This window comes from Candidatus Kryptoniota bacterium, from assembly GCA_036567965.1.
GTDB lineage: Bacteria > Bacteroidota > Ignavibacteria > Kryptoniales > JAKASW01 > JAKASW01.
Genome location: DATCTN010000006.1, coordinates 96,334 through 116,919, shown reverse-complemented (window position 1 = coordinate 116,919; position 20,586 = coordinate 96,334). Strand labels below are relative to the sequence as shown.

Annotated in this window: 18 protein-coding genes; 13 read left to right on the top strand and 5 right to left on the bottom strand. The window is 50.2% G+C overall.

The genetic code is table 11. The features are described from left to right. Positions 1 to 124: 124 nt before the first annotated feature. The 3 genes from VIS48_01265 (at position 125) to VIS48_01255 (ending at position 3,714) form a co-directional block, all read left to right on the top strand. Positions 125 to 1,729 carry an NADH-quinone oxidoreductase subunit M gene (locus VIS48_01265; protein HEY9164767.1) on the top strand — a complete coding sequence of 535 codons (1,605 nt, stop codon included), beginning with the start codon at positions 125 to 127 and terminating at the stop codon, positions 1,727 to 1,729. 79 nt (positions 1,730 to 1,808) lie between these two features. Beyond that, positions 1,809 to 3,305, top strand: a complete 1,497-nt coding sequence (locus VIS48_01260; GenBank protein ID HEY9164766.1) for an NADH-quinone oxidoreductase subunit N — start codon at positions 1,809 to 1,811, stop codon at positions 3,303 to 3,305. A 124-nt stretch (positions 3,306 to 3,429) separates the two neighbouring features. Then, positions 3,430 to 3,714 carry a hypothetical protein gene (locus VIS48_01255; protein HEY9164765.1) on the top strand — a complete coding sequence of 95 codons (285 nt, stop codon included), beginning with the start codon at positions 3,430 to 3,432 and terminating at the stop codon, positions 3,712 to 3,714. Between the two features lie 193 nt (positions 3,715 to 3,907). On the opposite strand, the gene rpsU is transcribed toward VIS48_01255, so the two are convergent. Beyond that, positions 3,908 to 4,102 (bottom strand): 30S ribosomal protein S21, encoded by a 195-nt coding sequence (gene rpsU / locus VIS48_01250; GenBank protein HEY9164764.1) that lies wholly within the window; start codon positions 4,100 to 4,102, stop codon positions 3,908 to 3,910. A gap of 136 nt (positions 4,103 to 4,238) precedes the next feature. Here rpsU and folP point away from each other — a divergent pair, with 136 nt between their 5' ends. The 5 genes from folP to miaA all read left to right on the top strand — a co-directional run bounded on the left by folP (position 4,239) and on the right by miaA (position 8,238). Beyond that, positions 4,239 to 5,096, top strand: a complete 858-nt coding sequence (folP, locus tag VIS48_01245; GenBank protein HEY9164763.1) for a dihydropteroate synthase — start codon at positions 4,239 to 4,241, stop codon at positions 5,094 to 5,096. 79 nt (positions 5,097 to 5,175) lie between these two features. Continuing rightward, positions 5,176 to 5,991, top strand: a complete 816-nt coding sequence (gene cdaA / locus VIS48_01240; GenBank protein ID HEY9164762.1) for a diadenylate cyclase CdaA — start codon at positions 5,176 to 5,178, stop codon at positions 5,989 to 5,991. Then, complete coding sequence (locus VIS48_01235; protein HEY9164761.1) at positions 5,984 to 6,655, top strand: glycosyltransferase family 2 protein; 672 nt, start codon at positions 5,984 to 5,986, stop codon at positions 6,653 to 6,655. Before cdaA ends, VIS48_01235 begins: the two co-directional genes overlap by 8 nt. Further along, positions 6,648 to 7,319, top strand: a complete 672-nt coding sequence (locus VIS48_01230; GenBank protein HEY9164760.1) for a protein-L-isoaspartate(D-aspartate) O-methyltransferase — start codon at positions 6,648 to 6,650, stop codon at positions 7,317 to 7,319. The genes VIS48_01235 and VIS48_01230 overlap by 8 nt, the downstream gene beginning before the upstream one ends. Continuing rightward, positions 7,312 to 8,238: a tRNA (adenosine(37)-N6)-dimethylallyltransferase MiaA gene (gene miaA, locus VIS48_01225; GenBank protein HEY9164759.1), complete on the top strand. Its 927-nt coding sequence runs from the start codon at positions 7,312 to 7,314 to the stop codon at positions 8,236 to 8,238. Before VIS48_01230 ends, miaA begins: the two co-directional genes overlap by 8 nt. Positions 8,239 to 8,274: 36 nt before the next feature. Here the strand turns inward: miaA and VIS48_01220 are convergent, their stop codons facing one another. The 4 genes from VIS48_01220 to VIS48_01205 all read right to left on the bottom strand — a co-directional run bounded on the left by VIS48_01220 (position 8,275) and on the right by VIS48_01205 (position 13,509). Next, entirely contained in the window at positions 8,275 to 8,841 is a 567-nt protein-coding gene (locus VIS48_01220; protein ID HEY9164758.1) for an LOG family protein, read from the bottom strand. Between the two features lie 7 nt (positions 8,842 to 8,848). After that, on the bottom strand, positions 8,849 to 11,014 hold the full coding sequence (locus VIS48_01215) for a LysM peptidoglycan-binding domain-containing protein (GenBank protein ID HEY9164757.1): 2,166 nt from the start codon (positions 11,012 to 11,014) through the stop codon (positions 8,849 to 8,851). Between the two features lie 154 nt (positions 11,015 to 11,168). After that, positions 11,169 to 12,830 (bottom strand): methylmalonyl-CoA mutase family protein, encoded by a 1,662-nt coding sequence (locus VIS48_01210; GenBank protein HEY9164756.1) that lies wholly within the window; start codon positions 12,828 to 12,830, stop codon positions 11,169 to 11,171. 4 nt (positions 12,831 to 12,834) lie between these two features. Next, on the bottom strand, positions 12,835 to 13,509 hold the full coding sequence (locus VIS48_01205; protein ID HEY9164755.1) for a hypothetical protein: 675 nt from the start codon (positions 13,507 to 13,509) through the stop codon (positions 12,835 to 12,837). A gap of 217 nt (positions 13,510 to 13,726) precedes the next feature. Between VIS48_01205 and VIS48_01200 the strand changes: the two genes are divergently transcribed. From VIS48_01200 to VIS48_01180, 5 genes are all read left to right on the top strand, one after another. After that, positions 13,727 to 14,902, top strand: coding sequence for a 1-deoxy-D-xylulose-5-phosphate reductoisomerase (locus VIS48_01200; GenBank protein ID HEY9164754.1), 1,176 nt, complete (start codon positions 13,727 to 13,729; stop codon positions 14,900 to 14,902). Between the two features lie 22 nt (positions 14,903 to 14,924). Further along, positions 14,925 to 16,229, top strand: a complete 1,305-nt coding sequence (gene rseP, locus VIS48_01195) for an RIP metalloprotease RseP (GenBank protein HEY9164753.1) — start codon at positions 14,925 to 14,927, stop codon at positions 16,227 to 16,229. A gap of 68 nt (positions 16,230 to 16,297) precedes the next feature. Further along, the gene (locus VIS48_01190; protein ID HEY9164752.1) at positions 16,298 to 17,401 is read left to right on the top strand and encodes a hypothetical protein; all 1,104 of its coding nucleotides are present in this window, start codon (positions 16,298 to 16,300) and stop codon (positions 17,399 to 17,401) included. 10 nt (positions 17,402 to 17,411) lie between these two features. Next, positions 17,412 to 18,101 (top strand): FecR family protein, encoded by a 690-nt coding sequence (locus tag VIS48_01185; protein HEY9164751.1) that lies wholly within the window; start codon positions 17,412 to 17,414, stop codon positions 18,099 to 18,101. 39 nt (positions 18,102 to 18,140) lie between these two features. Further along, the gene (locus VIS48_01180; GenBank protein HEY9164750.1) at positions 18,141 to 20,573 is read left to right on the top strand and encodes a hypothetical protein; all 2,433 of its coding nucleotides are present in this window, start codon (positions 18,141 to 18,143) and stop codon (positions 20,571 to 20,573) included. Positions 20,574 to 20,586 lie beyond the last annotated feature (13 nt).

The following is a 20,586-nucleotide window of genomic DNA, read 5'->3' as shown; positions in this document are numbered from 1 at the left end:
AAGAATATTTTGAATGGTTAATTTCGAATTTTGAATTGAAGGATCGGATGAATTTCGCTGGAGGTTGGTGCAGGAGAAGTACTGAATTGAAAATTGAGAATTTAGAATTACTGTCGGAGGTCTAATGTTTCATCAATTTCTTGGAATCGGGTATCTGACATGGATAACATTCCTGCCCGTCCTGGGAATGGCCGTGGTACTACTCATTCCAAAAAAGGGTACGAAGGTGATGAAGTGGGTGGCGCTTGGCGCGACGCTTTTGCAGCTTACCTTTGCCGCGCTTATCTGGATGAATTACAGCGCGCCACTCACCGGGATCAACGATCCTAACAATTTCCAATTCGTCGAGAAAACGAGCTGGATTGACCTTCAGGGTGTGACATGGTTTGGACGCGTCGCGGTCGATTATTTCCTGGGCATCGACGGGCTGAGCCTCCCGATGGTTATGCTGACGGCTCTCATCTCCTTCGTCGGCGTTATCGCATCATGGAACATCGAGAAAGCGCAGAAAGGATACTTCACACTTTATCTTCTCCTTGATACCGGCATGATGGGAGTCTTTGTCGCGCTTGATATGTTTCTCTTTTATGTATTCTGGGAGCTCATGCTTCTTCCGATGTACTTCCTCATCGGGATCTGGGGCGGACCCAGGAGGGAATACGCGGCTATCAAGTTCTTCCTCTACACACTTCTCGGTTCAGTTCTGATTTTACTTGTCATGCTAGGACTTTACTTCAGCGTTCGGGTGACCGATCCGGCCTCCGGGCAGAGCATGCACACGTTCAACATGCTCGCGATGATGGATCCGAAGAATTACGAAGCGGGTTCTCTTCTGGGCGGAATTGGAACCTACTGGAGGTATGTCGCATTTATCGGGCTCTTCATCGGATTCGCGATTAAAGTACCAGTGTTCCCGTTCCATACGTGGCTGCCGGACGCTCATGTGGAAGCGCCGACCGCGATAAGCGTGATCCTCGCAGGTGTCCTGCTGAAAATGGGAACTTACGGACTCCTGAGGGTCAGCTTTCCGATTTTCCCCGATGCCATGCTGAAGTATGCGTTCCCGATGGCAGTTCTCGGGTTCATCAACATTATCTACGGCGCACTCTGCGCGATGGCCCAGACGGATTTCAAGAAGTTGATCGCTTACTCAAGCATCAGCCACATGGGGGTCGTGCTTCTCGGAATTTCCGCCCTGAATACTCAAGGCGTGGCTGGAGGGGTGCTTCAGATGTTTAACCACGGTGTCGTCACTGCAATGCTCTTCTTAATCGTGGGCGTAATTTACGATCGTACGCACACAAGAGGACTCAATGACTTCGGCGGTCTTGCGAATCAGATGCCGGTCTACACCGGAGTGATGACGGTGGCATTCTTTGCGGCGATCGGGCTGCCGGGTCTCAGCGAATTTGTCAGCGAGCTCCTGTCGTATCTCGGTGCTTTCCAGACTTTTAGATGGATTACGATTTTCTCGAGCGTCGGAATTGTCCTGACGGCAGGCTACATGCTCTGGACACTTCAGCGAGTATTCCTCGGTCAGCTTCCCGAAAAGTGGAAGGGACTAACCGATGTAAGCGGCCGCGAGATGGTCGCCTTCGTTCCGCTGATCGTGGTAGTGATACTTCTCGGGATATTCCCGTCCATCCTGTTGCACCCGATGAACGCTACAGTTAACCACCTCGTCGATTTCGTCCAGAAAGTCGGTGCCGGAATGCCGGCGATGAAGTGAGCAGCGATCGCGAGATTAAGTTTGTCAATTGCGAGAGGCGGAATTTGAATTCAAGAATTAACAGCAGAGAATTTTAAGAATGGTACAGAGCATATATGAGAGTCTGGGCTACGTAATTCCGGAGACGGTGCTCTCCGTTTTCTTCGTCCTGACTCTCCTTACCTCCATTTTCGGAAGGAAGAGGAGCAAATACATTCCCGCCATAACTGCACTTGCAGGATTCGCGCTGGCAGGTTGGTTCGTATCGAAGCAGGCCGGCTCGAACGATCTGGTATTCAGCGGTATGTATGCTGTCGACCCGTTCAGCCAATTCTTCAAGGTGATATTCCTTGCGACTGGAGTCCTCGTCATAATTTTTTCGCTGCAGAGCACAGAACTCGAAACAGTCTCAACAAAGTATGCCGAGTATTTCGGATTCATAATTTCGCTGACGATTGGCGCTTTCTTCATGGCCGGCGCCACAAACCTCCTCATGATGTATCTCTCGCTGGAGCTCGTCAGTATCTCATCGTATATACTTTCCGGTTTCACGAAAGAAAACGCGCGGGCCGACGAAGCATCGCTCAAGTACGTGATATACGGAGCGTTTTCGTCAGGACTGATGCTCTACGGCATCTCACTCCTCTACGGTCTCACTGGTGAAACGAACATTTATGCCCTGAACCAGTCGATAGCCGCGGGCGGGGCGCCGAGGATTACCATTCTTCTCGCGATTGTCCTGATGCTTGTCGGGTTCGGGTACAAAATCAGCGCGGTGCCGTTCCATTTCTGGACCCCTGACGTTTACGAAGGCGCGCCGATTACGGTAACCGCGTTCCTCTCGGTGACCTCGAAAGCGGCGGGCTTCGCAATGCTGATCAGATTTTTCAAGATCGCTTTCATAGATGTTTCAGCGCAGCCTGTCGTTACTGGAACGTGGGAGGTTTTCAAAAATCTCAATTGGACCGACATTATCGCTGTACTTTCCGTCCTAACCATGACACTGGGTAATCTCGTCGCGCTGTGGCAATCGAATATGAAGCGGCTTTTGGCTTACTCGAGCATCGCGCAGGCAGGCTACATCCTCATGGGTTTCGTTACTCTGACCGACCAGGGAATTTCGGCGATGCTACTTTACTTTGTCGCCTATCTCCTTATGAACCTCGGGGCATTTTACGTGGTGATGCTCGTGGCAAACAAATATCGGACTGAGAATGTCGAAGACTATAGAGGACTCGGGTACCGATCGCCGTACGCCGCTTTCGCGCTGACCGTTTTTCTCCTTTCGCTCACCGGTATTCCACCAACGTTCGGTTTCATCGGGAAGTTCTATCTTTTCTCTGCTTTGATCAGCAGTCATTACATTTGGCTCGCCATAGTTGGAGTCTTGAACAGTGTCGTGTCGCTGTACTACTATGTCAAGGTTGTCCGGAATATGTATCTCGCCCAGCCGGCTGACACATCGCGCGTGAATTTCGGTTTCGCGTCAAATCTTGTCATGAGCATCCTCATGATTCCCAATATCGGTTTGATGCTCTACTTCTCGCCGGTCCTGAGTTGGGCGCAATACTCCGTCAGCATGTTTGGACTGAGATAGCCAATAAGGATTTCAATTTTCAACTGCAACTGACGGTTACTTTCCTCGCCTTCTAGCTCTTAAGATCCTTTTCTAAATCGACGCGTGGTGATTGTCTCTCCTTTTTCCAGAAAGAGTCGCGAGTATGATCGTGTGTGCACCGAAGTCGATGGCGGGCGGGGGAGAGGACTTCCAGAATTTCGGCCTAACGATCGCTGACGCGGAAAATGACGACGGGACATATGCGGTCGGCACAACGAAACCTTCTGGCCCGGACCGTGTTAGGGCAAGTATTGCCTCCACCGCTTCGCCTGCACAAGTCATCTACATTTCTGGTTACGGCGTGGAGATCGGCTCAAACAATCGTCAGAACGTGAAAGCTTATGCAGCCGTGACGCCAGACGCAGTACAGATCTACATCTTGAATTAACGTCACCTTCCCCGGGCGGAACTATTCATGTTTCAGCGACTGACTTATTCGGAGTACGCCACAGCATTGGCTGATTATTGAAATCTTGCAGGGGGATTGGATCTAAGAAGAGAATCAATCTTGCTATTCTGGAACGTGCCCCTAAAAAAGAACCGTCCCGGTAGTGAATTCATCTGCCGGGACGGTTTCCGTATCAACCGAGTTCCGATGCAAGCTTCTGGGAACGGCGTATAGCTTTTACGCGTTTCATCCGCTTGCGGACCGAAGGCTTCGTGAAGTAAGTTCGCTTTTTGAATTCTTTCAGAATTCCGGAACGCTCATACTTCTTCTTGAAGCGCCTCAGTGCTCTGTCGATCGGCTCATTCTCTTGAACAATGACGCCGACCAATAGTATCACCTTCCTTTTTTTTAAATGAACTTTCGAATAAGCTAATCATCGGCAGCCCCAAAAACAAGATTCGGTCGGCAAAGTCCGCCTTTGTAAGTGATGACAATACCGACTGTTCTGCTTATATTTACTCATAATGACTGAATCCACTCCCGCAAACTTAGTCTACAAATTCGGCGATACTACATTCGAATTCGGGAAGCGCACATTTGTCATGGGCATCCTGAACATAACTCCCGACTCATTTTCCGACGGTGGAAGATACTTTGCCCAAACCGATGCGGTCTTGCATGGATTCCAGATGTTGAAAGATGGCGCCGACATTATCGATATCGGCGGAGAGTCGACCCGGCCTGGAGCAGACATAGTCCAGCTCGACGAGGAACTTAGAAGAGTTGTCCCGGTCGTGTCGAAGCTGCGCCAACGTAGCGGGGTAGCATTATCCGTCGACACTTATAAGTCGCAGGTCGCTCTCGAGGCGCTGAAAGCCGGTGCGAACATAGTCAACGATATCAGCGGTCTCCACTTCGATCCGAAGATGGCCGACACGGTCGCGTCATGCGGCGCGTCCGTGGTCATCATGCACATCAAAGGGACTCCGAAGGACATGCAGTCCGATCCGCATTATGATGATTTGATCGGAGAAATTTACGAGTACCTGTCGAAGGCCGTTTCGTTCGCCAAGGGTAAGGGAATCAATCAGATTATGATCGATCCAGGAATCGGTTTCGGCAAAACTCCGGACCACAATCTTGAACTGATCGGACGGCTGTCGGAGTTTCGCAGAATCGGTGTGCCGATCCTGGTAGGAGTGTCCAGAAAGTCTTTCATTGGAAAGATACTTGAAACGCCCGTGGAGTCGCGCCTGGAAGGCACGGCGGCGGCCGTCGCTGCCTGCATTTTAAATGGCGTCGACGTTGTCAGGGTCCACGATGTGCGCGAGATGAGGCGCGTAGCACTCGTAGCCGACGCGATCAGAAGACAAAGGTTATGACCTCACTTTCAGCATCGATCGCCCCGGGCGATTCACTTCGAGTCTGCGGCGCAGGCTGGTCGTAGAATAAGATCGACAGATGGAACTTTTTAGAATCGGATTCATTACTGTAACCCTCCTCGACATCGTCGACATCGCGATTGTTGCGTTTATTTTCTACAAGTTGTACCAGGTCATGAGGGGGACGGTCGCAGCACAGATATTTATCGGCCTTCTGATGATACTCGCCCTTTCATTTATCGCGCAGGCACTGGGTATGAGAGCTCTTGGATGGCTGCTCGGTACCTTGACAAATATTTGGGTTATCGCTTTCATAGTTCTGTTCCAGCCCGAGCTGAGGCGGCTTTTCTTATATTTCGGCAAAAACAGTTTTGTAAGATTCTTCATCCATATCGACATTAGCGAGACGGTGGACGAAATCGCTGATGCGGCGGCAGAGCTGAGCAACAGGCAGCACGGAGCGCTGATCGTTCTAGCAAGAGGAAGTGCGCTGAGAACGACAATCGAAACCGGCGATGAGATCCGCGCGAAGGTGTCCAAGGAACTCCTCGTATCGATCTTCAATCCGAAGGCTCCGCTCCATGACGGCGCAGTCGTCGTGCGGGGCGACATCATCGACGCGGCGAGGTGCACCCTGCCATTGAGCTCCACTACCAAGATCAGCGGCTATGTGCTGGGGATGCGTCACCGGGCGGGACTCGGAATATCCGAACAATCCGACGCACTCGTTGTGATAGTCTCGGAAGAGACCGGCACGATCTCAGTCGCAGAGAACGGCGTCCTCACCCGCGGGCTCTCCCCGGAAGGTCTCAGGAGACGACTCAAAGAAACTCTCCCCGGTCCTACGGATAAGGAGTCTAAATCTATTTTGAGGCACGCGGCCGAGGATGCCTAAAATCGCTGTGGTCATTCCGGCGTACAACGCAGCCAGGTCAATAGGGGATGTAATCACCAGGGTGTCGGATTATGTTCCCCGGGAAGATATCTTTGTCGTGGATGACGGCTCTTCTGATCAAACGGAACTCATGGCGCGAGAGCACGGCGCATGGGTCCTCCGCCACGGCCGCAGGAAAGGTAAGGGAGTGTCCCTCAGGGACGGAGTGAAAAAGGCACTCGACCTCGATTATAACCTCCTCATCACGATGGATTCCGATTTGCAGCACGACCCATCCGAAATCCCTAATTTCATTTCCGCGTCTGAGAAATATGACATCGTCGTCGGCCGGCGAACAATTTCTTCAGACAAGATGCCGTTCCACAGGTTCATGTCGAACTCGATAACGTCCAGGATGATCTCGTGGCGCACAGGAGTAACCATAGCCGATAGTCAGTGCGGCTACAGGCTTTACAGATCGAGAGTGCTGAAACGAATCGATTCTCGCGCGAAATACTTCGAGTACGAATCGGATATGCTGATCAAAGCTGCCATTGCAGGATTCTCAATCGGGTCGGTTCCGGTTAAAACAATTTACAACGACTCGAAGAGCTCGATTCGTGTCGTAGACATCCTTCGTTTCATAAAAGTGTTTATTAAATCTTTCGTGATCCGTCATGGCTAAACGGAAGCTGCTCGACAAATATTCTGAAGCGAGAGAAGATATGATAAGACTTCTCAAGGAGCGCGGAATTTCCGACGAGCGTGTTCTTAAGGCCATGGCGGAGGTCGAACGGGAGCTCTTCGTCCCGGTTCCGTTAAGGAATCACGCGTACGACGATGCAGCGCTTCCCATAGGAGAAGGGCAAACTATTTCGCAGCCCTATACGGTGGCTGTAATGACAGAGTCGTTGAATGTTCAGCCGCTCGAAAAAGTTCTGGAGATCGGGACGGGAAGCGGGTACCAGACCGCCATCCTTTCTGCAATGGGAATCAGAGTATTTACGATCGAACGAATCCCGTCTCTCCTGAAGTCTGCTCGAGAGGTCCTTGAGAGTCTGGGCGTCAGATTTGTTTCGAAAATAAGTGACGGCACGATCGGCTGGAGGGAATTCTCGCCGTACGACGGAATCGTGGTGACGGCCGGCGCGCCTGAAATCCCGAAACCGCTGGTCGAGCAGCTAAAGATCGGCGGGAGACTTATCATTCCGGTCGGCTCGCACGATTTCCAGCAAATGAAACAGGTCACGAAGATCAATGCTAACAATGAGTTCGAACTAGTGGACAAAGCCGATTTCAAATTTGTGCCATTGATAGGGAAAGAAGGCTGGCGAGACACGAATGGCTGACCGGTTGGCGATCGCCGTCGTCGGACCGACATGCGCGGGGAAAACGAAAATAGCGATCGAACTCGCGAAACTTGCAAACGGCGAGATTATTTCGGCAGACGCGAGACAAATTTACAGAGTTCTAAATGTCGGCACAGCAAAGCCGTCACTCGAAGAACGCGCGGAAGTTCCGCACCATCTAGTCGACATCCTCTCACCCGAGGATGAGGTAAGTGCTGGCGTATATGCCAAGCTCGCTTGGGACGCCGCGAGAGACATCTTCTCAAGAAATCTGACACCCATTATCGTGGGCGGTTCGGGTCTCTACGTACGTGCAATTGTCGACGGGCTTTTCGACGCTCCTGAAGTCGGCAGGGAAATCAAAACTCGGTTGCGCAATCGACTTCATACCGAGACACCGCAAGCACTACTCGATGAGTTGAAACACGTTGACCCTGAAGCAGCTGAAGGACTCTTACCGCAGAACTACAAACGAATTATCAGAGCGCTCGAAGTCTATCATGCCTCCGGCAGGAAGATTTCTGAAATGAGAACTGATTCTCCAATTCGACCTGACTTTAAAACTATACAGTTTGGAATTCTTGTAGATAGGACGACCCTCTACAGGCGGATCGAGGCGCGGGTCGACGACATGATTACCTCAGGTCTTCTCGATGAGGTTAAGGAAATTCTGAGGAAGGGGTTCGACCCTGAACTCAATTCGCTTCAAACAGTTGGTTACAAGGAAGCGATACGCTACCTGCAGGGAAACATCAGGTACGAGGATATGGTAGACCTCATCAAAATGAATACTAGAAGATACGCCAAACGCCAGATGACCTGGTTCAGAAAAGACAAACGGATCATATGGATTGAGTCGACAGGAAGAGATCCCGTTTCTGTCGCGAAGGAAATTGTAAGCAGCTACTCTGCGGAATAAATTTCCGGGGCCCCGTCAAAGAAGAGGGATGAAATACTAGCCCGCGAGTGCGTCTATCATCTTATTCGCTGCGTCCCCAGCATCGGCCGCCACTCTTACAAATCGCGAACAGGATTCTTTGCCTTCGTAGGCAAGCTCTTTATCAAGTAACTCTATGACCGGCTTCCAGAAATCTTTCACCGTGAGGATGGGCTTTTCGTTGATGATGTTTTTGTTCATTAACTCCCATACGAGCGAGAGCTCTACGAGTGTACCCGTTCCGCCTTTTAGTATGATATAGCCGTCTCCGAAGTGTACTAGCTTCTCCAGTCTTTCATAAAGTGACTGCGTGTGGACCTGGACGTTCACGTATTCATTAGGTGTGGGCGAGAAGATGGAGGTAGTCACGCCGATGATCTGGACACCTGACCCCTCTGCTCCCTTCGAAGCAGCTTCCATGATTCCTCCGTAACCGCCCGTGCAAATTGAAATTCCCGCGGAGGATAGCTTCTTGCCGAGAAGCAGCGCGTCCTCGTACTCTGGAGAACCTGCCTTAGGTCGGCTGCTGCCGAAAATTGTGACAATTTTTGATTTTCTGGAGGGAATCGAGAGCTTCGGGTCCACCAAAGGATCAGTTGTAAATAATGATCCGCTGGCCCGGCCGAAGATCTTCCGCAGTTGTGTTCCACTTCCGGAGCCGGTCGATAGTCACTCCAAACTTGTGTGCGATGCTCCAGAGCGAATCACCTCGCCTGACCCTGTAAATCATCCTCGAGTCGGAAGTCTCCGATATCATATTGTCGCCCTTCTGATTGCCTATCGATGGCGACATGATCATCAGGAGCTGACCGCGCCTGACTCTAGTTGAATGGAGATTGTTCCAATTCTTCAGGTCGGATACGTTGACTCCATAAATCGTCGCAATTCTGCCGAGCGTCTCGTGTCTCTTGACTTTGTGATAGACATAGGAACCGGTGGTAGACGGCGCCGGCGAGGGAGTTTTAGCTGCAACTTTCACTGCTGACCGCGGTGCAGACGCATGGTTATCAGTGTCGGCGGATGTAACGAATAGCCTCATCCGGGGTTTGATTCTCGAGGTGCTCAGATTGTTCAGTCTCTTCAATGTACGAACCGTTGTCCCATGCTCCTCTGCGATTTCACTCAATGTCTCGCCGCGTCTGACGACGTGAATTGGAGAACTGTCGTATCTGGTCTCCGCAATGTTTGATCCGATATCAATCGCAGATGTTTTGCTCTTTCCGCTCAAGGCATAGTAAGAGCTTTTCACCGGAATAATGAGAAGGGTTCCCGGACGCACGCGACGGGTTCGACGTGAGAGGTCGTTCGCAAACTTGAGCGACGCCATGCTTACCCGATATCGCCTTGCTATCCCGTAAATGGTTTCCCCGCGTATGACTCTGTGGAAGGTCCATGTGAGTTTCACCGTCTCGGGGAGTTTCTGATAGTCTGCCTCAAATGCAGGTCCTGTGCCTGCCGGAACGAGGAGAGGATATTCTTGTCCGTCAAAACTCGGAGGTGTAACTGCGTGCACCAGCTGTGGATTCAAATCACGCAAAGTGTCGAGATCCACTCCTGTGGCGTCTGCTAGAACTTTCAAATCAACACTGTCAGGGATCTTAACCGTGTCGCATGTGACAGTCGACGTCTCTGTGTCATCGTTAAATCCATATTCCTTCGGATTTGTGACTATAAGGGTCACCGCAATATACTGCGGCACATAATTCCGCGTTTCCCTCGGAAGCAGTCGTCTGATCTTCCAGAAATCTCTTATGTGGTGACTTCGACGGATAGCGCGGTCAATATGTCTTGTCCCGCAATTGTACGCGGCGATTGCGAGATACCAGTCGTTGTAGTACTCATAAAGGTCTTTAAGATGGCTTGCCGCCGCCTCGGTGGCCTTTACAGGATCCCTCCGCTCGTCATACCACCAATTCGAGTGAAGGCCGTACAGATTGCCAGTTGATCGGATGAACTGCCACAGCCCTACGGCTCGCGCCCATGAACGTGCTGTGGGATGCAAACCGCTTTCCGGCAAAGACAGGTACGCGATTTCCTCAGGCAAACCCGCATCTCGGAATACCTTCTTCATCAGAGGGATGTATAAGCCGGACCTGCGAATCCAGTCCTGCATATGCCATCTTCCCTTAGTCGTGAAGAACTCAATATTCTGTTCAACATACCTGTTCATAACTAGAGGAACGGTTGTCTTTGGGATCTGAGCGGTAGGGAAATTTGTGCCCGAAACATTTATCGTATCGACAATCTGAGACAGCTTCTCTTCAAGGGCAAATACTGAGGTGCCCGGTCCAAGGTTCTGGACGGACGAAATATATTTCTCGTAATCGCTAATTATGCTCTGGCTCAGCGCTACAAAGTCTTTATTCTCCTCAATATCGGGATAGTAGCTGAGGTCATTCATTACGTCGATCGCGTTCTCAAATTCGATCGCGGAAGAATCTTGCTGTCCTTCCTTCTGCAACTTGATCGCCGCCGCGTAATGCTTTCTCGCTGACTCCATAAGCTTCGAAACCGCTTCGCCGTCAGTGAGGATCGAGTCCACTCCATCCAGCATGGTGAGGCTGGACGGCCTGCTGATTTCTGCTCTGCTCTTCTCAATAGAGCTGCTGATACTGGCGGAATCCGGTTGCTCGTTCGCGTTCCGACCTGCTAACGCTATTTCTTCCGATTTCAAGGTCCCCTTGTTCGAACTGCAAGAAAATGATATTGCCGAAACAAGGACAACCAGAAGGAGAGATTGTATGTTAAGTTGTCGCATTTGCCTCTGTTATTTCGTGAAAAGCAACTATTAATATATGGCCATACTCGAGATTTGTCAAGTAAAAGTTTAAATGTCCCATGAAACTGTCGGATAAATCACAACTTACCCTTAGAAGAATGGGAAGGCTAAGGTGGAACAGAGGGAGCCGGAACTAGAATACCACCGGCTCTTCGTATACCCCGAAGACTTCTTTGAGCACTTCACACATCTCGCCAAGAGTTACATACGCTCTGGTTGCTTCGAGAAGTCGCGGCATTAGGTTTGTCCCGTCCTCAGCGGCCTCTCGAAGGTGATCGATTGCGCTCTTCGCCGTGACAGTGCTCCTATTGGATCTGACTTCAGCCAGTCTCTTCTGCTGCCTAGATTCGACATCTTTGGCAATTTCAAGGATCGGGATCGATATCTGCTCGTTTTCTTGTACATACTCATTCACCCCGACGATAATCTTCTCGCGCTTGTCGAGCTCTCGTTGGTACCTGTAAGCGGCGTCGGCAATCTCTCGCTGAAAGAAGCCTTGCTCAATAGCGGGAATTACGCCACCGAGTGAGTCAATCTTCTCGAAATATCGCTCGGCTTCTTCTTCCAGCCTGCTTGTCAGGTTTTCTATAAAGTAACTTCCGGCTAGCGGATCCACGGTGTTCGCTACGCCTGTCTCGTAGGCGAGTATCTGTTGGGTACGAAGAGCAATGGTAGCAGCTTTCTCGCTGGGAAGCGCCAGTGTCTCATCCATCGAATTCGTGTGAAGTGATTGCGTACCGCCCAGTACTGCTGCTAGAGCCTGATACGCGGTCCGTACAATGTTGTTTTCCGGTTGCTGCGCGGTCAGTGAACATCCCGCGGTTTGGGTATGAAATCTCAGCATCCATGTCCGCTTGCTCTTTGCGCTGTACTTGTTTCGCATCCTTCTCGCCCAAATTCTTCTTGCGGCACGGTACTTCGCTATCTCCTCGAAGAAGTCTAAGTGTGAGTTGAAGAAGAACGATAGCTGTGGCACGAATTCGTCGATGTCTAATCCTGCGGCAAGTCCTGCTTCGACATATGCGAATCCATCAGCCAGCGTGAAAGCCAGTTCCTGAGCGGCAGTCGAGCCGGCCTCCCGAATATGGTAACCACTTATCGATATCGGATTCCATTTCGGCATCTCCTTTACACTGTACTCGAACATGTCTGTAATAATTCTCATCGACGGCAAGGGAGGATAGATCCATTCCTTCTGAGCGATGTACTCTTTAAGTATATCATTTTGAATCGTCCCGCGAAGCTTATCCGGTTTTACGCCCTGCTTCTCAGCGACGGCAACGTAAAACGCCTGCATCATTGCCGCGGGGGCATTGATTGTCATTGAAGTCGAAACCCTGCCGAGCGGAATCCCCTTGAATAGTATTTCCATATCGGCAAGAGAGCTTACAGATACTCCGCAGTTTCCGACTTCTCCTTGTGAAGCCGGATCGTCCGGGTCGAGTCCCATAAGAGTCGGAAGGTCGAACGCCACACTCAGACCGGTCTGACCGTTCTCAAGGAGGTAATGATAGCGTTTGTTAGAATCCTCCGGAGTTCCGAAACCTGCGAACTGGCGCATCGTCCAAAGTTTGCCACGGTACATTGTGTGGTGAATTCCACGAGTGAAAGGGAATTCTCCAGGCGAACCGATCTCATTCTCAAAATCTATATGCTGAATGTCATCGGGGGTGTACAGTATCTCAATCGGTTCACCGCTGACTGTCGTGAACTTTACCGGTCGAACCGCACCTTTGGATGCCTCTCGCGTCCATTTTGACTTCCGTTCAGATATTTCTTTTATATCGTCTTTCATTCTGTCACCTTTTCGGATACCATTTTTGATAAGAATCCATGACAATCTTTCCGGCTGAAAAGCACATCAGAACGAATCCTACTCCAAAAGTCATCCACTCGAAAGACCGAGGTGAATAATTATCGAGGCCTTTTGGGCCGTCGGATAACAAAATATGAAAAATCTCCCGTGTAAACGAGAACAAAATTATGATGCAGCTAAGGCCGAAGATCGAGATGTTCCCGATCCCGATTTTCAACTCCAAATTTCTTTCGGATATGAGAATCATGCTTGACGAGAAAACCAAAAGAAGGATCGCAATTAGAATTGGTGCGGCAACAGGCCCGATCCAAACAACCGGAACAAGGAACAATACATCGAATGAAAAAAGTGATGGCGGCCAGCCGGTCAGCATCCTGAGGAAAATGTAATACGTTAAGTCCCAGATCGCGAACGAAAAAATAAAGTACATACATTTTTGCAGACGCGACTTCCCGGCCAGTAAGCCGATCACACCGAGCATTACGATAGTCACAATCTCCCTCCCGAGCTCTATGATGCCGGTCTGGGAGCCGAGCAGCTTCATAGGAAAGACATGGGCGGGGTCACCAAATTCCATCAGCCTCAGGTAAATTACAACTGCCGCCTCAAGGTATCCCATCGCGATCGCGTATATCGATACAGCCGTTATTCTTTTCATACGATCATTATGGATAGTCTTCCGGATGCATATTCTCCTTCAATATCTGACACGCTTCAGTTCAAGGACGATTTCTGAATTCAATTTCAAAAAGGCGCGACTGATTTTCAATTCTCGAGAATCTCAATGAGTTCACGCTGATTCGGCATCTCAGTAGGGGCTCAGCATTTCTTGATTTGGCATAGCGCCTTGTTTAAATTAATGATCAGCACACCAAATGAGAAACAAGAAGAGTATTGCAATCCTGGGCTCGACCGGTTCGATAGGGAAGAGCACATTGGACGTTGTGACGAGCATGAATCAGAATGGCGAAGACTATTCCGTCTCATATCTCGTCACTAACCGAAATATCGAGCTTCTCTACAAGCAAGCTAAGGAATTCAAGCCGAGCGGAGTCGTGATAATAGACGAGGAACGTGCGGTGCAATTCCGCTCACTCATGAATGGTGAAAATCTCAAGATCTTCTCGGGAGAGAAGGGATTGATGGAAGTTATGGCGCGCGGCGAGTTTGATGTCCTGGTGAGTTCACTCGTGGGATTTGTCGGACTCCGTCCGACTCTTGAGGCATTGCGTGCTGGAAAGACGGTAGCACTTGCTAACAAAGAGACGCTTGTCGTCGCCGGTGAAATCGTAAATGAGACAGCGAAGAAACATGGAGCGCCGCTGGTGCCGATAGACAGTGAGCACAGCGCGATTCTCCAATGCTTCTCAGGAGAAGACAAAACTTCTATCGCGAAATTGATTCTCACGGCGTCCGGTGGACCGTTTCTCAATAAGGACAAATCGGAACTCGGGAAAGTCACGGTGGAAGAAGCGCTGAATCATCCGAACTGGAAAATGGGGAACAAGATCACGATAGATTCGGCAACTCTTATGAACAAAGGGCTGGAGGTTATTGAAGCTCACTACCTGTTCGATCTGCCGCCTGAGAAAATCGAAATAGTTGTCCATCCGCAATCCATCATCCATTCGATGGTTGAATTCATAGACGGTTCGATAAAAGCTCAGCTCGGGGTTCCCGATATGAAGATCCCGATTCAATATGCCTTTACTTATCCCGAGCGCGTGCAGTCGAATTATCAACGGCTTGATTTCGGCAAGCTGACACAGCTGACGTTTATGCGACCGGATCTTGACAAATTCACGCTGATAAGGTCGGCGTACAACGCGTTGAGCTGTGGTGGAACGGCTCCCGCTGTCTTAAACGCTGCGAATGAAACCGCGGTGGAACTGTTCCTCCAGAAAAAGATAAGGTTTACCGGCATCGCCGAGATGGTTGATGGCGCCCTCAACGCGATAGAGCCGAAGCATGCGCCTGAAATCGAGGAGATATTTGAAGCCGACCGTGCGGCGAGAAATTACGTGCACGCAAAATTGGAACAATCCAAATAGCAAAAGGTGTTGAAATCATAGTATGCTGACATACATCCTGTACTTCATTATAACAGTTGGAATTCTAGTCCTTGTCCATGAATTCGGCCATTTCATTGCCGCTAAAAGCTTTGGGATGAAGGTGGACACATTCTCCATCGGATTCCCTCCACGTGCGTTCGGGAAAAAGATAGGCGAGACAGACTACTGCATATCGTGGATTCCAATCGGAGGATACGTAAAAATCGCAGGGATGGTCGATGAGAGTTTCGACACCGATTTCATGAACAATCCGCCCCAACCGAACGAGTTTCGATCGAAACCGATGTACCAGCGTATGATCGTCGTGAGCGCCGGAGTGTTCATGAACTTCCTGTTGACCTTCGCAGTTTTCTACGGGATAAACCTCTCGAACGGAAAAATATTTCACTCGACTACTGTCGTTGGTTATGTCAACCCCGAATCGGTCGAAGGAAAGTCCGGGTTTCTGTCGGGTGACAGTCTGGTTTCAATAAATGGGAAGAGTGTAGGTAACTGGGAAGATGTTGAATCCCAATTTTATCTTGAGGACGTGGCATCTCCGCTGGCCGTCCGCGTCATTCGAAACGGAAACCCGGTGGCGTTGACCGTTGCGAAAGGCGCCGTCAAGCCTGAAGAACCAATCGGTTTGTTTCCTGCACACATGCGGGCGGTGATCGACGCGGTCGATCTTGCGATGCCCGCGTCGAAGGCCGGCATGAAACCGGGTGACATCGTCAGCTCCATAAACGGCCAGGCGATTACTTCAAGCGGTCAACTTGCCGAGATGATCAAGCAGAACAAAGGGAGACTGGTCTCTATCCAGGTGCAGCGTCAAAAGGAGACCAAGCAAATAAGCGTTACACCTAACTCCGATGGATTGATCGGGATACGTATCGGAGGCGAGTATACGGGACCAGTTCAGACTTTCAGCTACAATGTTATAAGTGCCATTCCCGCCGGCTACGACCAGACAGTCGGCGCGACAAAGCTTCTCATCGAATCGATTGCTAGAATCGCCACAGGACAAGTTTCTTTTACAAAATCTGTGGGCGGACCGATCAAGATTGCTCAACTTGCGACTCAAAGTGCTGAATTGGGACTTGTCAGTTTTCTGGGTTTCATGGCGTTGCTCAGCATAAGTCTTGCCGTACTGAACATACTTCCTATTCCCGCGCTTGATGGCGGGCATCTGGCTTTTCTTGTCTATGAATCGATCTTTCGAAAAGAAGTTCCGACAAAGATTAAACTGTATGCCCAACAGTTCGGCTTCGCGCTCCTTCTGCTCTTCATGGCATTCGTTATTTATAACGACATCGCCCATTTTTGAGTTGATCCGCTTGTCCTTATCTTGGTACCGGTGTCGTTGGTGATAGTGGTCAAAGTAGGAGTTCCGGAATGAGGCTTAAATTAGCTGTGAAAGAGGAGGGATTTATGAATCAAATCAGCAAAACGCTCCTGGCGCTAATAATACTGTCCTTCGCCGGTTCGTCGCAGGCGCAGCAGAACCTCGTCAACCTCTCGATTTCAGTACCACAATACAATCAGATATATGTCGCGGACCTCGACATCCAGCATGCTCAGAGCACAGGAGTATTATTCAGTGCGGCTCTGAAGTCGCTCGCTCCGACTGAGATTCACATTAAGCTGACGCTTTCGGTTGTGATCACGCTTGTAGGTCAGGCGCCCTTCCAGATCGCGCAAGCTACAAGTACACCGCTGACTTTGGAGCCGGGACAAATGAAGGTAATTACAAATGTCGATTTGTCGGGTGACAATCCGCCCATTCACCTGGAATCATACAGCTACGACCAGGAACAGTTTGACAAAATAAAGAATGTAGCGCTCGCGACCGGGAAAGCGCCAGCTGGAACTTATGCGTTCATGTTGAATTGTGTCGATGTGAATAATACCCCTGTCTCCAATTCTGCTCAAGGTCAAATCGTCGTAACCAATCCGAGCCGAATCGATCTTGTCCTTCCGATGGACGGCGGGAACATTACGACCTTGTTTCCTCATTTCCAGTGGTCGGCAAATGTGGATTCCGTCGTGCTGTCGGTCTACCAAAAACTTCCAAACCAGACGAGCCCACAGGACGTCGTATCAGGCGTGCCGTTCCTCCAGCAAAGTGTGGTTGGTGGTTCATTCAACTATCCGCCATCCGGACCAGGTGTCAGACTTCTCGCGACGGGACAAACCTATTACTGGTTTGTGGACATCCCGTCTTCAGCAACCCGGGGAGCCGGTCTTCGAAGCGACATCTGGAGTTTTACGGTCTCAGGTACCGACACGACCTCCGGCAACTCTGCCAACTTGAACGACGTTGCGACAAAAGCTCTCATAAATCTTCTTACAGGAACGCAATACCAGGGACTCCTCTCACAAATTAGTTCGTTAAATGGTACAGCCTCGTTCGACGGGTCGTCTATCGGAACGCAGGACCTGATCGATATTTTGCAGGGACTGGACAAGTCAAAAATCATAAACGTCACCATACAGTGAGGAGCCAGCCATGAAGATGCGAAAAAAAGTTCTGTTGTTTGCACTCTTTGCGTTTGCGGCGTCTGTCGCTTTCAAGATGGCGGCCGCTCCGAATAATATCGCGCTGTTTTGGGTGATCAAGAACAGCGTCGAGGTAAAGAAGCAGGACAAAGACTGGACGAAAGCTAAGAAGGGTGATTTTATCTACGGGGGCGATTATGTGCGGACCCAGCAAGAGTCATTCACGCTCATAAAATTTAACGATGCGAGCACACTCCGGCTCGGATCAAACGCCGAGGTGCAGGTATACGGCGAAAAGAACCCACAAAGTACAGCGGTCAATGGCGGCGACGTGGGTTTTACCATGACCAAGAGAACGACCGGTCAGTTTGAGTTTACCACGCCAACCAGCGTTGCGTCGATCCGCGGCACAGGGGGAATACTTAGTGTTCAAGTTGACGGAACCGATTTTCTGACGATCGTCGAAGGTCTTGTCCATCTTGCTAATAAGATTTCCAATAAAGGGATCGATGTAAGTGCAGGTCAGACCGGCGAATCTTCCAAGAACGGCGACATGTCAATCCACCAATCGACCCAGGATGAACTCAACAAGCTGACGCAACTCGATAACCAGTTCAATCAGCAGCAACACAAGCTCGAAATGTGGTTCAGAGGGAGCGACGGCAAATTACACGAGATAATTATAGAGACTGAGCGCTAGGTTTTTGTTTCGGAAATATCCGCTTTCGTCGGAGGGAACGTGAAAAAGCGACTTGGAGGGAAGGCAGGGCGGAGATTTGCGTCCGCGCTGCTGGTGGTCCTGATACCCTCTCTATCCTCACTATACGCCCAGCAAGGGCTTGTGATTAACGTTTCCGCAACTTCCACGGTGATCGAGAACCAACCCGTCACGATCAAGGCGGATGTGAGAAGTTTTGCGAGCATCTCACAGGGGATTCTTTTTTATCGAAACGACCTATCTTCGGATTTTCAGCAGGCGGACCTAACACTTGACGAATCATCGATGAGCCTGAACGGAACGGTCCCGGGTGCCTATGTCGTGAGTCCGTTCATAGAAGTCTACATCAGACTCATCAAGCGAGACGGAACAAGCGAGACCTATCCTGTAGAGAATCCTACCGAAAATCCTGTGAGGATAGCCGTGAATTCATCACCCGAGCAGCAAGACATTATAGTCATAAGTCCGGAACGGGATCAGAAGCTGACTGTCGACGATTTGATGATAGCTGCTTCAATGTTATACGCGCCTGACTTCGTGGACCGCAGGAAGACAGAAGTCTACTTCGATGGATTGGACGTCACCTCAAACGCTGTCGTGAGCGGTGACGTTATCGTGTATTCTCCGGCGAGTTTTCCGCGGGAGATCTCACGCGGACTTCACACAGCGAAAATAGTCTTGTACAAGACCGACGGATCGGAATATCGAAGCCTCGAATGGAGTTTCTATATTGTGACCGCCGGTGAGCAGGCGGCCGCAGAGACTTTTTCCTATCGCGGCAACGGCCAGCTGGAGCTCCGCAACGAGAACTTGGCGGGGAGTTCGGTGTGGTACAACAGTGGATACCTGAATCTCGGCAGCACGGTGTACGGCATAACTCTAGGCGCAAATCTGGACTTGACCTCCGAGGAAAAGACTTACAGGCAGCCGCAGGACCGCTACGGGTTTCTCTTAGGAACTTCCTGGTTGAGCGTGAAGCTTGGCGACAGCTACCCGACGTTCAGTCCCCTGATCATGAACGGAATGCGAGTGCGCGGAATTTCAGGGAAACTCTCCGCGGGGTTCTTCAACCTTGAAGCCGCTTACGGCCAAACTATTCGTGGAATCGATGGGCAGTATCTCGACACAGTCATCGTCTCGCAGCAGACGCAAGGATTGATCGGGTCGAATTATCTTAAGCTTAACGATTCAACTTACGTCAACCTCAACTACGGTACATACACTCGAAACCTGTTTGCCGTGAGGCCCTCATTCGACTTCGGAAGTCACGTCGAACTGGGATTTACATACCTCAAGTCGTCTGACGCAATCAGCTCCATCGGTCTTGGGAGCGATCCGAATCAAAATGTGGTGCTTGGGACCGACTTCTCGATGAACTTCGACAACCATCATATAAACTTCCTCGCCGAATCGGCGGTAAGCATGTTGAACCAGAATACTGCAGTCGGCAACAGAACCGCTGCAGACATAGATTCCATATCGCACTCGGATGCGGGCGACCAGATCGACAAAGTGGTCCCGTTGTCGACTCTCTCGAAGATCATCACGATCAACGAGTTCCTTGTTCCTCTTGATCCTACCAAACTCTCATCTCTGTCATGGGACGTGGGAGTGAACTTAAATTACTTCAACACCTACGCGAAAGTGGGATATGTCTATCGCGGACCGGACTACACTTCTTTCGGCCAGCAATATATCAGAACTGACATCCGCGGCTTTAATTTCCTGTTGAGACCGCGGCTGTTGAGCAATCAAGTTCTCCTCACGCTCTCCTACGAGAATCTCTTTGATAACCTGCAAAAGAACAAGTATGCTACGACCAATTTCATCAACACGAATCTTGCTGCATCATATTTCCCGATGGTCAGTATGCCTACCTTCACACTGGGGTTCGCGACATACTCCAACTCCAATTCAATACCTACAACGGAGGATACTCTCCACCAGGCGATTGACAATTCTACACTGCGGTATTACGTAGAATCGAGTTACGCCTTCACTTACATCATCAGGCACAACATCTCACTGAATTTCGGGATCAGCAACACGAACGATCGCACTCAGCTGGGCACCAACCTCAACAATTTTAATTTTGCATTCCTCGTAAACTCCGATTTCGTCGATATCCCCTTGAGGACAACACTCGGGTTTAACATCAACGGGAACAAGAATTCCCAGAAGGGGCTCGATAGCACTCAGGCAGTAGTAGAGCAAATCCAAACGTTCGATTACACATTTCTCACGATCGGCGCATCGTACGGACTTCTCAACGATAATTTTACCGTCGGGGTCAATTTTACTCCCACGTTCGGAGACTTCTCCAGGATTGGTTACGGTCTCGTCGCCAGCTATCGAGTTGCCAAGTCGCAATCCATCAATCTCAATCTCAACTACTTTGCGCTGTCCGGGTCGAGCGATTTTGTCGGCTCGCTCGTTTACGCGGTGGATTTTTAGATCGTGATGGCTT